Annotated in this window: 12 protein-coding genes; 2 read left to right on the forward strand and 10 right to left on the reverse strand. The window is 46.3% G+C overall.

The features are described from left to right. Positions 1-170: 170 nt before the first annotated feature. The 5 genes from EYS05_RS04720 to trxB all read right to left on the reverse strand — a co-directional run bounded on the left by EYS05_RS04720 (position 171) and on the right by trxB (position 5,278). Complete coding sequence (locus EYS05_RS04720) at positions 171-1,001, reverse strand: PTS system mannose/fructose/sorbose family transporter subunit IID (RefSeq protein WP_138276715.1); 831 nt, start codon at positions 999-1,001, stop codon at positions 171-173. After that, on the reverse strand, positions 998-1,813 hold the full coding sequence (locus EYS05_RS04725; protein WP_118062547.1) for a PTS mannose/fructose/sorbose/N-acetylgalactosamine transporter subunit IIC: 816 nt from the start codon (positions 1,811-1,813) through the stop codon (positions 998-1,000). Before EYS05_RS04725 ends, EYS05_RS04720 begins: the two co-directional genes overlap by 4 nt. A 50-nt stretch (positions 1,814-1,863) precedes the next feature. After that, positions 1,864-2,895, reverse strand: coding sequence for a PTS mannose/fructose/sorbose transporter subunit IIAB (locus tag EYS05_RS04730; RefSeq protein WP_138276716.1), 1,032 nt, complete (start codon positions 2,893-2,895; stop codon positions 1,864-1,866). Between the two features lie 420 nt (positions 2,896-3,315). Then, entirely contained in the window at positions 3,316-4,353 is a 1,038-nt protein-coding gene (locus EYS05_RS04735; protein WP_227574146.1) for a LacI family DNA-binding transcriptional regulator, read from the reverse strand. Then, positions 4,340-5,278 (reverse strand): thioredoxin-disulfide reductase, encoded by a 939-nt coding sequence (gene trxB / locus EYS05_RS04740; protein ID WP_138276717.1) that lies wholly within the window; start codon positions 5,276-5,278, stop codon positions 4,340-4,342. The genes EYS05_RS04735 and trxB overlap by 14 nt, the downstream gene beginning before the upstream one ends. Positions 5,279-5,446: 168 nt before the next feature. Between trxB and EYS05_RS04745 the strand changes: the two genes are divergently transcribed. Then, positions 5,447-7,258, forward strand: coding sequence for a DUF885 domain-containing protein (locus tag EYS05_RS04745; protein ID WP_243119223.1), 1,812 nt, complete (start codon positions 5,447-5,449; stop codon positions 7,256-7,258). On the opposite strand, the gene EYS05_RS04750 is transcribed toward EYS05_RS04745, so the two are convergent. From EYS05_RS04750 to EYS05_RS04760, 3 genes are read right to left on the reverse strand one after another with little or no spacing between them, the layout of a single operon-like run. Then, positions 7,228-7,509: a hypothetical protein gene (locus tag EYS05_RS04750; RefSeq protein WP_015525365.1), complete on the reverse strand. Its 282-nt coding sequence runs from the start codon at positions 7,507-7,509 to the stop codon at positions 7,228-7,230. The genes EYS05_RS04745 and EYS05_RS04750 overlap by 31 nt on opposite strands. Positions 7,510-7,514: 5 nt before the next feature. Continuing rightward, the gene (locus EYS05_RS04755) at positions 7,515-7,961 is read right to left on the reverse strand and encodes an acyl-CoA thioesterase (protein WP_118515845.1); all 447 of its coding nucleotides are present in this window, start codon (positions 7,959-7,961) and stop codon (positions 7,515-7,517) included. A gap of 33 nt (positions 7,962-7,994) precedes the next feature. Continuing rightward, positions 7,995-8,225 (reverse strand): hypothetical protein, encoded by a 231-nt coding sequence (locus EYS05_RS04760; RefSeq protein WP_138276718.1) that lies wholly within the window; start codon positions 8,223-8,225, stop codon positions 7,995-7,997. Between the two features lie 688 nt (positions 8,226-8,913). Between EYS05_RS04760 and EYS05_RS04765 the strand changes: the two genes are divergently transcribed. Further along, positions 8,914-10,578: a CapA family protein gene (locus EYS05_RS04765; RefSeq protein ID WP_227752369.1), complete on the forward strand. Its 1,665-nt coding sequence runs from the start codon at positions 8,914-8,916 to the stop codon at positions 10,576-10,578. 149 nt (positions 10,579-10,727) lie between these two features. Here EYS05_RS04765 and glgB read toward each other — a convergent pair whose 3' ends face one another. Both glgB and EYS05_RS04775 read right to left on the reverse strand, forming a co-directional pair. After that, positions 10,728-12,614 carry a 1,4-alpha-glucan branching protein GlgB gene (gene glgB, locus EYS05_RS04770; protein WP_118515844.1) on the reverse strand — a complete coding sequence of 629 codons (1,887 nt, stop codon included), beginning with the start codon at positions 12,612-12,614 and terminating at the stop codon, positions 10,728-10,730. Positions 12,615-12,825: 211 nt separating this feature from the next. Further along, positions 12,826-14,220: a polysaccharide deacetylase family protein gene (locus EYS05_RS04775; protein WP_118515843.1), complete on the reverse strand. Its 1,395-nt coding sequence runs from the start codon at positions 14,218-14,220 to the stop codon at positions 12,826-12,828. Positions 14,221-14,227 lie beyond the last annotated feature (7 nt).

Genomic DNA, 14,227 nt, shown 5'->3' on the forward strand with positions numbered 1-14,227 from the left:
GCATTGAGCAGATATTTATAATCCGTATTTGCCGCTTATTTATATCCCGTCAGATACTCTTCAACTGCCCTTTTTACGATCAGTTATTTCAATATAACTTTTTTCAGGTTTTTTATAGGCGGACCACCCGAGGTCCGCCTTTTCATAGTTCTGATCTTTATCCTTAAGGTTTATGCAATTCCAAGAAGAGAGAGAATGATACTAAGGATGATAACACCGATGATCAGAACTGTGATGCTGATATTTTTCTTTTTCAGCAGATAGTAGCACAGAAGAGTCAGTCCAAGAGGAACGATGCCGATAAAAATCTGGTCCAGCATGTTCTGGAGGTTCAGAACAGATTCCCCCTTCATGGTAAGCTCATAAGTAGAATTAAAGGTTACCATGCTGGCAGTCATGCCGCCGACCATGATCAGACCTACTATGCTGGCAGCCTTTGTCAGGATATTCATAAGACCGCTTGCATAAACCTTCTGGATGTATTCGGAACCAAGCTTGTAGCCCAGGAATGTTCCATAATATTTCACAAGAATAGACGGAATGTTGAAAAGAAGCAGGAACACGATCGGTGCCAGAACGTTTCCGGATGCACCAAGACCTACTGCGATCCCGGCCGCGATCACACGGAGAACGCCCCAGAAAATGGAATCACCGATGCCGGCCAGAGGTCCCATCAGAGAGGATTTGACTGCATTGATAGAGCTTGCATCAAAATCCTTCTGCTCGCTGTTTTTCTTCTCCATGGAAGCTACAAGACCCATAATGAAAGTGGAACAGGTGATGGTTGTATTGAAATAGGACATACTTCTTGTGAGGGCTGCTTTTTTGCCCTCCTCATCGTTTTTGTAAAATTTGTTGATAAACGGCATCAGGGAATAACAGAAACCGGAAGCTCCCTGTTTTGCCGGGCTTACTGCCGCATACAGAGTGAAGGAACGCCAGAACGCTTTTCTCAGCATTTTTCTTTCATCTGCAGGAATGGATTTCGTTAAATTACTCATGAGAAAAATTCCTCCTCTTCTTCATCAAGATATTCGTCAGAACCACCGGCTGGTGAAGCTGCCACTCTCTGTGCCGCAAGCTGGTTCAGCTTGTAATCGTTCATACCAATGGAAATGGCAATGATCACACCGATCACGGCAAGGGCGATCAGCGGAAGCTTTAAGTATGCTGCAAGAACAAAGCCCAGGAAATAAAACATACAGATCTTGTTGTCCCAGAGCATCTTCATCAGCATTGCCATACCTACTGCCGGAAGAAGTCCGCCGCAAACTGTCAGACCATTCATAACAACATCCGGGATGGCATCCAGAAGTGCGCTGACTGCGTCAGATCCGAACAGGATCCCGAAGAATGCAAACAGAGAATATAAAAACCAGTTTACAGCCCAGAGCCCATAGTGAAGAGCAACGATCTGTTTTTCTTTTCCTTCTGCTGCCAGGCGGTCAAAGGTTTTTGCAAACATACCTACAATAAAGATATAAAGAACTGTTTTGATCTGAAGACCAAGGATACCGATAGGAAGTGCCAGTGTCAGGGCAACCTCAGAGCCTTTGCCAAGCATGATGGCAAAAGCAGTTCCTACAGCTGTGGCGATTCCGGGCTCTGCCGCAGAAGCACCGCCGATATTTACAACTCCCATGAATACAGCTTCCAATGAAGCTCCGATGATAACTCCTGTATGAAGATCTCCAAGCAACAGACCTACCAGCGGTCCGATGACGATCGGACGGTTCAGCATGGTAAATCCGATCAGCTCTGCACCGCCGACACAGATAAATACGGCAAGTGCTACAAGAAATGCATTTAACATTTTTTTCTTTCCTCCCTTTTTTGTGCTACGTTTTATTTATTCAGTGGATGTCAGTCAAGCTTGTCCAGTACATCCTTCACAAGCTTCTGCTCATCATTGGGTACCTGCTGCATACAGGCCTTCGGATCAAGAGCCACCAGCTCTTTCAGTGCCTGCTGTTCTGCTTTTGTCAGCATGATAGTCGGGGTCAGGACAAGCTTCTCGGAAACATCGATTCCATCAAAACGTCCCGTATTTCCTACATTGAGGAATCCGATCTCACCAACACTTTGTCTTATCTTCAGAGCATCCTTTACCGTTCTTGTCAGAACCAGAATACGCATCCTGGATGCCTTCGGATTGTTTAAAATACGAATGGCTTCATCCACCGGTTTGATCAGCGATTTGATTCCGCCCGGTACGGCCATTTTCAATGCCATCTTCTGGGTGTTATCGTTAGCTGCCTCGTCGTTAGCTACCACGATTCCCTGTACAGCCAGCTGTTTGGTCCAGGTCATGGCAACCTGTCCGTGGATCAGACGGTCATCTACACGAAGTGCGGTGATCTTTGCTGTGGAATTGTCATAGGACTGGGGAGCCAGAGCTTTTTTCGGTGCGGATTTTTTTGCATACGATGCAGCACCTTCTGAAATCTGCGCAGTATTTTCGATACCCTGTGCAGTATCTTCTTCAGCATTTTTTTCAGATGTGGATTTCTTTCCACCGCCAAGGTCTACCATCTGAAGCTCTTCTCTGGCATCATCGATGAACTCCTGGATCTCCTCCTCTGTCACATCGTCATCTGCCATCATGACCTGCATCAGGACCGGAAGGTTGGTTCCTGTGATCAGTGTGACATTTTCTTTCTGGCTGTATCCCAGAAGCTTCTGATTTACGCTTCCTCCCATCAGATCTGTGAAAACGAAAATCCTGTCGTTTTCATGCTGTGCGAAATATTCTTCAAACTTTTTCTCCACATTGTCTTCCGGTGTCACATATGCGTCGATGGTTGTGATCTCATCCATTTTTCCAACGATCAGCTCTGCTGTATAACGAATGCCGGAGGCCATTTTTCCATGTGTGGCGATCAGAATCTGTTTCATCTGGTATTCACTCCTTCTGTACTTTTTCCCTTTGGTTATGTACCTAACCTTTATGTTCACACTATAGCATCAAAGTTAGGCTGTGTAAATAGGTTATGTACATAACCTATTATTGCAACAAGTTCAAAATCATGGTTTTGTGCAGGTTTCACATAGAACAGCAAATGCTTATTATCCACATCTTCAGCACGGACCTACACAGGATAACTCTTTTACGATTTCAGGTAAATTTACAAAAAGCCGAAAATACTCTGACTGTCAGACACTGACAGTTCCCGTATATTTCGGCTTTTGATATCTTTATATCTCAGATTCTCTGTACTCTTACTATATTGAAAGTCCCGATTTTCTATTTTTCACAGTTCTGCAGTGACTTCTCGTATCTACCCCCTGATCAGATCAGGTACATTCTCTGCAGACTTACTTTTCCTCATGCTGCGGCTGTACAGATCTCCTGGGGATCAGCGTGACCGGAAGCATGATCTCATTTTCACGCTCTTTTTCCACTCCATTGATCCGTTCCATTAGAATTTCCACTGCAAGAGACGCCTTCTGCTCCACATTCTGGCTGATAGTAGTCAGACGAGGCACGGAAAATTCCGCATAGCTGATGTTATCGTATCCTGCAATTCCGATCTCCTCCGGAATCTTTACTCCACGACTGCTGAAAAAGCTGATAGCCTCCAATGCATAGAGGTCCGACAGGAAAAACAGTGCGGCCTTTGGTTTTTTCCGCTGGAGCAGCCACGCATAGCTTTCTTTTCGTTTGGCGTAGTTCATTCCAAGAGCAGTAAACTGCACCTTCTGCTTTTTCTTTGCAAAATCCTTCGCCGCCCGCTGAGCGCCCATGTAACGAAGATGATCCACACCATTATCACGGCCTGCACAAACCTGGATATGCTCATAGCCGCATTCCAGAAGATATTTTGTCATGAGATAGCCGCCACTTTCGTCGTCCAGTCCGATATTCAGGACATGGTTTTCCTGGCCTGCATCAAGCTCACCGTATGCATCAATAGAAACGATCGGTTTGTTGATCAGCTGATAGATTTTTTCGCAGTTGCTTTTGCTGAAGGAAATGGCAATAACACCATCTACATCCCAACCCATGACCATCTGGAATATCTTATCTGTATCCTTTGCAGAATACAGCATCAGATAATATCCCAGTTCCTGCACGTATTTCTCGATAAAACCGATGATCTTTCCATAAAAAGGATCTCCGATGATAGAATCCTTGAAGTCTTTATGATAATTGATCACAACTGCGATCAGCTGGGATTTTTCTTTATTCAGAACTCTCAGTCCCATTTTCTGGACATACCCCATCTCCCGGATAAGATTCTCGATCTTCTGAATATTGGCAGGAGATACTTTTTTTGTTTTTCCATGTATGACGTTGGAAACAGTTGTTGTACTCACGCCTGCTCTTTGCGCGATTTCCTTAATCGTTGCCATTATCTTTCCTCCAGAGATATTTCTGTGCGGAAGCCACTGCATTGGCTCCGTCTGAAACAGCAGTTACTATCTGGCGAAGTGCCTTGGTACGAATATCCCCCGCTGCAAAAACCCCAGGTGCGCTGGTAACACCCTCTTCTCCTGCACATATATATCCATTTTCATCCAGCTTGAGCTGGTCCTTTACAAGTGTCGTATTAGGAACGATCCCCACAGCAATGAAAACACCTTCTGCGGTCAATTCCCTCTCTTCATTTGTTTTTATATTACGGATCTTAAGACCGGTCACTTCATCCTGTCCCAGGATCTCAAGGGGAACACTGTCCCACACCATTTCTATATTCTCACAGGCAAAGACTTTCTCCTGAAGTGCCTGATCTGCTCGAAGCGCATCACGGCGATGAACAAGATATACCCTTTCACAGAGGCCGGAAAGAAAAACTGCATCCTCTGCTGCCACGTTTCCTCCCCCCACTACCACTGCGGTCCGATCCTTATAAAAAGCTCCGTCACAGGTAGCGCAGTAGGAAACACCAAGGCCGCTCAGATCATCCTCTCCCGGGATATCCAGCTTCCGGTGCTCTGCCCCAAATGCAAGGATCAGGGCTTTCGCCTGATATTCATGCTTTTTTGTACGAATCGTCTTGATCTCTCCGGAAATATTTTCCAGGGAAAGGATCTTCTCTCGCTGCGGTTCCAATCCCAGCTTCCGGGCATGCTCCCCGAAGGCTTCTCCGAGATCCATGCCCGACATCCCCGGCATTCCCGGATAATTATCCACCTCATAGGTAGCTGTGACCTGGCCGCCCGGTGCAAAGTTTTTATCGATCCATATGGTATTTAACCTGGCCCTGGACGCATAGATCGCCGCCGTGATCCCTGCCGGGCCTCCGCCTAAAATTGCAAGATCATAAATATCACTCATGTTATTTCTCCATTTTTGTATATTTCCGCTCACATAATATCATAGATTCCGTAATTTTCCAATATGATAGAACAAAGCGCCACTCTGAAAGGACGTTACTGTTTGCTTCGAGACCATCAGCACTCTCCACATGGCATATGTCTGTAAACAGTAACGAAAGACTGTCGTATGTCTCTTAAAATCAGGAAAAATAAATCTCCTATTTTCATCACTCTGCTTCTTATCCTGGCACTTCTCACCGGCCTTACTGCCGGTTATTTTTCCGCTCACGGGATCACAGAAAACGGAAAATTCGAAGCTTTTTCCAGAAAAGTTTTTCAAAATGAAGTTTCCGGCAGCACCCTTACCCTCCATTATACCCTGGCACATCCGGGAAAACAGGGCATCCGGCGAAAAAAAGCTTCTCTTGGCACTATCCCCACAGATATGAAAAATACATACCAGATCTGCAGCCAGTACGAAAAAAAACTGAAATCCTTCCGCTACAGCCGTCTTTCCACGGAAAATCAACTGACACTGGACTCCATGCTCCTCTATTACCACACAGAAAAATCACTGGGTGACAATTATCTGCTTCAGGAACCCCTTGGTCCAAGTCTTGGTATTCAGGCTCAGCTTCCGGTGCTTCTGGCGGAATATGCCTTTTATGAAGAACGTGATATCACCGACTATCTCACTCTTCTCACCACCATCCGCCCATACTTTCGGAGTATCCTGGAATTTGAGAAAAAGAAATCCGAAGCTGGTTTTTTTATGAGTGATACCACGCTGGACCGGATCCTGGCACAATGCAGTTCTTTTATCCGAAACCCCGACAACAGCTATATGCTGAATATCTTTCAGAAAAAACTCTCCGAATACGGAAAGCTTTCCGTGTCAGAGCAGAACGCTCTGATCCTGACTCACCAAAATCTTATGAAAACAGAAGTCATCCCAGCCTATCAGGAACTTATGACCGGTCTGGAAGCTTTACGCGGCACAGGAAAAAACACTCGTGGCCTGACTTATTTCAAGGGAGGAAAAGCCTACTATCTCTATCTTCTTCAGAGTCAGACCGGCTCTTACGTTCCTGTAAAGCAAATGGAAAAACGACTCTCCAGACAGCTTTCCGACGAGATCGGCATCGCAGGAACCATGCTTCGACAAAACCCAGAGCTTCTGACTACTCTCAGCCGGGGAATCACTTTCAAAAAAATGAAGCCTGCCCGGATGCTGAATGCCTTACAGCAGAAGATCCAAACAGACTTCCCACCTCTCACAGATGTCACCTTTGAGCTCCGCACAGTCCACGATTCCATGAAAGAATATCTAAGCCCCGCCTTTTATCTCACCCCACCTGTGGATACCGGAACCCCCAATGTGATCTACATAAATCCGGCTGCCAGTTACCAGGGTCTGGAGCTTTTTACCACACTGGCACATGAAGGATTCCCGGGGCATCTTTACCAGACTGTCACCTTCCAGCGCCAAAATTCCTCCAACATCCGAAATCTTCTCTGCACCTCCGGCTTTGCGGAAGGATGGGCCACCTACATTGAACCCTATGCCTACCAGTACGCCGCCGATTATATTCAGGATCCTTCTGCCACAGAGCTTGCCAGGATCTCCTGGCTGAACCGAAGCATCAATTTATGCATGTACTCCCTTCTGGACATTGAGATCCATTACAACGGCTGGACTCAGGCCGAAGCTGCCAGCTTTCTGAAAGCCTTTGGTATCGAAGACAGCGCCGTTGTCTCCGAGATCTACCAGTATATCCTGGAAACCCCGGGAAATTATCTGAAATACTACTGGGGCTACTTAAGCCTTCTGGACTTACGCACTTCCGAACAGAACCGCCTTGGCCAGGACTTTGATCTGAAAGCTTTCCACAGCCAGGTACTGAAGATCGGTGGTGTACAGTTCCCGGTGCTGGAGAAGTATATTGATGCGGAATTGAATTCCATTTTTTATTCCAACCCGGCAAAAAACAATTCATAAAAATCATCCTCACCCTCAAGCATCGGAGAATTCTCTCCACCACCATTGGTACTCCTCTTCATCGCTGCATAAAATTCCTCACCAGCTGCGATCAGATCCATCTCATAAACCGGAACCCCAAGCTCCCGGCACTTCTTACAGAAAGCAGCCAGCGGCTCTTTCTCCCTGCGGGTAGCAAGCAACATCTCCCGAAGCGCCGGGTCCCTGCGGGCCTTTTCCTTCAGATTATCAAGCATCTCCACAACTTCCATCAAACTCAATCCCCCTTCACACAGCTTCTGAACAGCACATCCAGTTCCGGAATCTCCTTTTTCAGAGAAACCAGCTCCCCATTCCTGGTAAAACAATGCTTCGAGGAAGCTTCTGTACAAACCTCACTTCTGGTCACATTAAAAAACTCATAAGCCAGCTCCAGAACCACACCACTGTACTTCTTCACCGAAACTGAAATCTCCACTACATCATCAAAAAGCACCGGCTTCTTATAAGAAACCGAAACCCCTGCAACCGGAGAAACAATTCCCCGCTTCTCCACCTCACCATAACCAAAGCCCAACTCCTTCATGAAATCGATCCGGGCCTCTTCCATCCATTTCACATAATTGGAATGATGGATGATCCCCATCTGATCCGTCTCATGATACTGTGCCTTACGCCTGTAAACACCCATGTCTGTATCCTCTCTTCTGTAAAAATCTGACATTTGCCACCAGTAACAAAATATCTTCTTTATTTCTCACAAACCATACTCTTTATACAACTCCCTGCACGCCTCCGCACTGTCTATTATTCTTCCAATCTCATCCATCCGGCCATCTGCGATCAGACGATTGATCAGCATTCTCACTCGTGCTTCCCCAATGGCCTCACCTTCTGCCTTTCCTTCCGCTTTTCCAATAATTTTCCCACGTGCTTCTCCCAGCTCAAGCAAGCGTTCCGATTCCAGCTGTAAAACCTTTCCACCCATAATTTCATCTACTCCATCATCGTCCGAAAAACATCTTCAAATATAGTATTATTGGTCATTAACACTCCTACTGGTATATACGAATTATACCACACAAACAAAACATGAAAACACCATAAACCAGCTTTTCACAAAATACACAGTAACAAAAATGGAAAACGCTTCAGAATCCAAAGCTCCGGAAATGTCCATACAGACAAAAAGATCTTATAAGATATACCAACCCCATCACTACCAGGCCGACAGCGAAGCGCCTCAGCCCATCCACTCCGTCAGGCCACAAGGAAACTCAGCCTTTCGCCCCAGGCATCCAGCGCAGCTCTGATGCCCCATCCCCTACCGGAAAACCACTCAACCTACCACTCCAAATAAACCTACCGCCCTACCACCCTACCGTCCTGAACCTCACAGCCCGAGCCGGGGATGCTGCCTGGTCTGCCTCTGCAGGAGAGGAGCTGATTCTTGGCTGGCCCCCGACGAAGCCGCAGACCAGGCAGCATCCCCGGCTCAGGCGTACGTTCAATCCCCACCCCCTCTTCCCACCAAAATAAAAATCTGCTATAATACAACCACACAACAAAAAATCAAACAACAAAGTGGCATTCACATTCCACTACACCAAACACTCATGAATGCAATCACCAATCAATCGCATTCAGAATCCAAAGAAAGACAAGGTAAAACATAAATGAAATTTCCACCCAACATCAACATCCCCGACTCCCTCAAAGGAGTCTTCAAAAAAAGCTCCACCCCGGATCCCCTCAGAGAACCCCGGCGCAACCCCAAGGACAACATTCCCCTGAACTTCCGCGAACGCAGCAACGCCCGCGTAAGTCTTATGGCATCCGTCATCGTCCTTGCGATCCTAGTCCTCTTCTTCAATCAGCTGGACTACCGCCTCATCCGCAAACCAGCCATAGACGCACAGAAAAAAGCCGCGGCAGCCAAAACCAAAGCCGATCAGGAAGCAGCCGACACCACTGCCGAAACTACCACCGCCTCCGTCATCGCAGTAGGCGACAACCTCTATCACCAGAGTCTCATCGACGCAGGCGCATCCTCTGACGGCAACTGGAACTACGACAAGATCTACACCCACATCCAGGACGCCATCAAGGACGCAGACATCAAAATGATCGATCAGGAAACCGTCTTCACAACCGACCATGACAGCGTAAGCTCCTACCCATCCTTTGCAACACCCACAGAAGTAGGAGACGCCATTATAAAAGCCGGATTCAACGTAGTAGAATCCGCCAACAACCACATTGATGACTTCGGAGAGGGCTTCCTCACAGACACACTGAACTTCTGGAAAACCAAATATCCGGATGTCACACTTCTGGGAATCCACGATTCCCAGGAAGATGCCGACACCGTAAAGATCCGCGAAATAAACGGTATCAAGATTGCATTTCTGGATTACACCTACGGTACAAACGTAGGCGGCATTGAAGGAAAAGACTACATGATCGACATGATCCGCAAAGACAAGATCACAGCCATGATCCAGAAAGCAAAAAAGCAGGCCGACTGTATCATCTTTGTAGCACACTGGGGTACCGAAGGCGAAACCATGCCAAACGAATATGAAAAACAGTGGGCAGCCTACCTTATGGAGCAAGGCGTAAATGTCATAATCGGCGGACATCCACATGTACTCCAACCATATGGCCGTCTTACTGATGACAAAGGCAATGAAACTGTAGTCTTCTACTCTCTGGGAAATTTCGTATCCACCCAACAGAAGCTGGAAGAACTTCTCGGCGGAATGGCAAAATTCACCATTCAGAAAACCGTACAGAACGGCAAGACCTCAATTGAGATCCTGACTCCTACAGTGGAACCTCTGGTCATGCATTACAACAGCGATGCCGGTGAATTCGGACCATATATGCTTTCCGATTACACAGAAGAACTTGCATCTCAGAATGGTGTACAGTCATACATTGGTTCCGGTGTATTCACTCTTGACAATCTGAAAAAGAAGTTCAACGAGATCATGTCCATGAATGTCACTCCATCCACAGGAACCAACCTCCTGGATGTGACCATTGACACAGACCTGAACATGATCGATGCATCCGGAAATATCGTAGAAGATACCGACTCCATCACAGCAGAAAAATATTACGCAGATAAAGGCATTGACATCACTTCCGAAGACTTTAACTCTGCTGATAATAACTCAGGCAGCACAGACGACTCCTCGGATGACGGTTCCTACGATGATGGTTCCTATGATGACGGTTCCTACGATGATGGTTCCTATGATGATGGTTCCTACGATGACGGTTCCTACGATGACGGTTCTTACGATGATGGTTCTTACGATGATAGCGAAGAATAGTGATAACCTTTCGTGACCAGTCTATACCCTGATTCATAAAATACCGGAGATCCGGCACCTCTGAAGTGAACACTTCAAAGGCACACAGATCTCCGGTATTTTTATTTTATCTTTTATATTTTCTTTCAAAGATTTCACTGTACAGAATATCAGTATGTAAATATACCAACTCCATAAGCTTCCAACGGATATGCAAAAGAAAATTCCCGGTTATCACAATTTTTCTTTTCGGCTTTAAATACCTTGCCCTTCGGAAGAAGCCCCTGCTCATCCATGATCAGTTTGTACTGTTTTTTCTTCGGAACGCCTACACGGTAATCCGGACGTGCTACCGGTGTAAAGTTGCATACTACCAGAATATTATTACGTCTTGTAGGAGATTTTCTCACAAAGCTGAAGATACTTCTGTCGCCATCGTTGGCATTGATCCACTCAAATGCAGATGGATCATTATCTGCACCGTAAAGTGCCGGATATTTGCGGTAGATATGCAGAAGATCACTGACATACTGCTGCAGCTTCTGATGATTTTCCTCGCCAAGAAGATACCAGTCAAGCTCTCTGGCCTCACTCCACTCACGCAGCTGTCCGAAATCCTGTCCCATAAACAGAAGCTTCTTACCCGGATGCCCGAACATAAAAGTATATCCGGCCTTCAGGTTCTTAAATTTATCATCCAGCTCCCCAGGCATCTTCTCCAGCATAGAACACTTCAGATGTACTACCTCATCATGAGACAGGACCAGAACATATTTCTCACTGTATGCATAAGTCATAGAAAATGTCATCTTATTATGATTAAATTTACGGAAATATGGATCCAGCTTCATGTATTCCAGAAAGTCGTTCATCCAGCCCATATTCCACTTCAGGGAGAATCCAAGCCCGTCGTCTTCTGCCTTGCCTGTTACCATCGGCCATGCGGTAGATTCCTCTGCGATCATGACAGTTCCATGATTTCTTCCGAGAACAACGGTATTCAGATGCTTAAAAAATTCAATAGCCTCCAGATTCTTGTTTCCGCCGTATTTATTGGCGACCCACTCACCGTCTTTCTTACCGTAATCCAGGTAGAGCATGGATGCAACCGCATCTACACGAAGACCATCAACGTGGCATTCCTCTACCCAGTAAAGAGCATTTGCGATCAGGAAGTTCTTCACCTCCGGACGTCCGTAATTGTAGATCTTGGTTCCCCAGTCCGGATGCTCACCCTGTCTCGGATCTGCATGCTCATATACAGCAGTTCCGTCAAAGTTAGCCAGTCCGTGTGCATCCTTCGGAAAATGTGCCGGTACCCAGTCAAGAATGATACCGATCTTCTGACGATGGAGATAATCCACCAGATATTTGAAATCCTGCGGTGTTCCGTAGCGGGAAGTCGGTGCGTAATAGCCGGTTACCTGATAGCCCCAGGAACCGTCAAAAGGATGCTCTGCGATACCCATAAGCTCCACATGGGTGTATCCCATTTTTTTGACATACTGGGCAAGCTTCGGCGCCAGTTCTCTGTAGGAATAGAAACCATCCTCATCCTCTGCTGTCTGCGGATGCTTCATCCAGGATCCCGGATGCACCTCATAGATAGACATGGCACTTGTGTCCGGGTCAAAGTTCTCACGATTTTTCATCCAGGTATCATCTTTCCATTTGTAGTTGGTGATATCTGTAATACGAGAGGCGGTTCCGGGACGCATTTCAGCGGCATTGGCATATGGGTCTGCCTTGTAAAGCTCCTCACCATGTGCACCTGTAATGTAAAATTTATACAGCTGTCCGATCTTCGCTCCCGGTACAAATGTCTCATAAACGCCAATGGGTCCAACTTTTTTCATGGGATTCTTCTCCGTATCCCATTCGTTGAATTCACCTACAACAGAAACCGCCTGTGCATTAGGTGCCCACACTGCAAAATAAACCCCTTTTTTCCGGTTCTGCGTGTCTGGATGTGCTCCCAGCTTCCTGTAAATATCATAATTCGTGCCCTGACCGAAAAGATACTGGTCAAGCTCCGTAAATTGTAATTTCTTTCCCATTTTCAGGTACCTCCCTTTATAGTTCTGCCACCGTCCATTCCCCAATTTTAAGTGGAGTTTTTTATTCTATAATTATACCAATCCCTATATTTTCAGTCAAGGAAAAACCCTCTCCGGCTAATATGTGTCTATTATCCGACAATGTCAGATAAAGTCAAAAAAGAGACCCGAATGACGCACATCTTGTCATTCAGGTCTCTCCTGTTATTTTTTAATATTCTCCGCTTCCATCGTCATAGGAACCGTCATCATAGCTTCCATCATCGGAAGATCCATCAGAATAATCACTTTCGTCAGAGCCATCGGAGTAGTCATCTTCGTTGGAAGATCCGTCACTGACATCAGATCCGTCAGAAGAATCGCTTCCATCGGAGCCCTCATCAGAGGAATCCTCTGAATCGCTGGAATTTCCTGCATATCCTGCAACACGACCAGCCTGAAGAGAGCTGTCCCAGAAGTCAGAATAGGAAGCACTCTGTAACGTAACATCCTTCGCTTCTGCAAGCTCGCTGACTGTTACAAGCTTATATCCCTGGTCGATCAGTGCCGGGATTAGTTTCTCTGTGGCACACTTCACAGATGGTTCATGAATATCATGCATCAGGATGACGGAACCATCTCCCAAAGAAGAATCATTCATGATCTGATTATAATCTGCATCCGCATCCATCAGCTTCCAGTCCAGAGAATCTGTAGACCACATGAAGAAAGGCTTGCCAACTGCACTTATCTGCTCATCTGTGATCGCGCCATACGGTGCACGACATACAGTTGATGCCTGCCCACAGGCTTTTACCAGTGCATCATCGGTCTTCTGGAACTCCTGCAAAACAGAATCAAGGTCCATATTCGGCAGCGTCTGTTCCGGATGATCCCAAGTATGGTTACCGATCTCGCAGCCAAGCTTTACCATTCGCTGTATGGTAGATTCACGGCCCTCCATATTCTGTCCCAGCATAAAGAACGTAACATGGATATTGTATTTCTCAACAGTATCAAGAAGTGTCTCTGTATACTCTCCAGGACCATCATCAAAGGTCAGAGCGATCATCGGACGCTTCTTGGAAGGATCATAAGAACCATCCTCATTAAAATAATAATCCTTCACACCTTTTTCCACCCATCCGGTCTGCATGTATCCCTTTTTATCAAAGCTGTATGTTGTTCCGTCAATATCCGCAAAACCATTTACATAATATGTACCATCCGGATTCTGATACCACTTTCCTGTGGAATCCTCATGCCATCCCGGAGTCATAACAGAAAGCCTTTCACCTGCTGCACTGCCCTTTACCGGCATCACCGTTGCATCCGTACCGGAATCCGCGCTGTCTGTATCCGAAGCAGCCGTATCCGTCGATGCCGTACCGTCCTTCGTACTGCTGTCTGTGGAAGCTCCGGCGGTATTTGCCTGGACATTTACTGTCTCCGCATCTTTATTGTTTCCGCCGCCTGCATGGTTGACGATGGGAAGAATTACCCCTCGAACAACAAAAACCAACAGAAGAATCGCCGCAACTACACAGGTTATCCGCTTCATCATCCGCCGCCGTCTTAACTGCTGCTGTTTTCTGCGCATCCTCTCACGCAAAACTCTTTTGTCCATTTTTTAC

The sequence above is a fragment of the Blautia sp. SC05B48 genome, assembly GCF_005848555.1.
GTDB lineage: Bacteria > Bacillota > Clostridia > Lachnospirales > Lachnospiraceae > Blautia_A.

Excerpts from the sequence above, each read along its gene's own strand:
- EYS05_RS04720 (WP_138276715.1), bottom strand. The coding sequence starts at position 1,001 with ATGAGTAATTTAACGAAATCCATTCCTGCAGATGAAAGAAAAATGCTG.
- EYS05_RS04725 (WP_118062547.1), bottom strand. The coding sequence starts at position 1,813 with ATGTTAAATGCATTTCTTGTAGCACTTGCCGTATTTATCTGTGTCGGC.
- EYS05_RS04730 (WP_138276716.1), bottom strand. The coding sequence starts at position 2,895 with ATGAAACAGATTCTGATCGCCACACATGGAAAAATGGCCTCCGGCATT.
- EYS05_RS04735 (WP_227574146.1), bottom strand. The coding sequence starts at position 4,353 with ATGGCAACGATTAAGGAAATCGCGCAAAGAGCAGGCGTGAGTACAACA.
- trxB (WP_138276717.1), bottom strand. The coding sequence starts at position 5,278 with ATGAGTGATATTTATGATCTTGCAATTTTAGGCGGAGGCCCGGCAGGG.
- EYS05_RS04745 (WP_243119223.1), top strand. The coding sequence starts at position 5,447 with ATGTCTCTTAAAATCAGGAAAAATAAATCTCCTATTTTCATCACTCTG.
- EYS05_RS04750 (WP_015525365.1), bottom strand. The coding sequence starts at position 7,509 with ATGGAAGTTGTGGAGATGCTTGATAATCTGAAGGAAAAGGCCCGCAGG.
- EYS05_RS04755 (WP_118515845.1), bottom strand. The coding sequence starts at position 7,961 with ATGTCAGATTTTTACAGAAGAGAGGATACAGACATGGGTGTTTACAGG.
- EYS05_RS04760 (WP_138276718.1), bottom strand. The coding sequence starts at position 8,225 with ATGGGTGGAAAGGTTTTACAGCTGGAATCGGAACGCTTGCTTGAGCTG.
- EYS05_RS04765 (WP_227752369.1), top strand. The coding sequence starts at position 8,914 with ATGAAATTTCCACCCAACATCAACATCCCCGACTCCCTCAAAGGAGTC.
- glgB (WP_118515844.1), bottom strand. The coding sequence starts at position 12,614 with ATGGGAAAGAAATTACAATTTACGGAGCTTGACCAGTATCTTTTCGGT.
- EYS05_RS04775 (WP_118515843.1), bottom strand. The coding sequence starts at position 14,220 with ATGGACAAAAGAGTTTTGCGTGAGAGGATGCGCAGAAAACAGCAGCAG.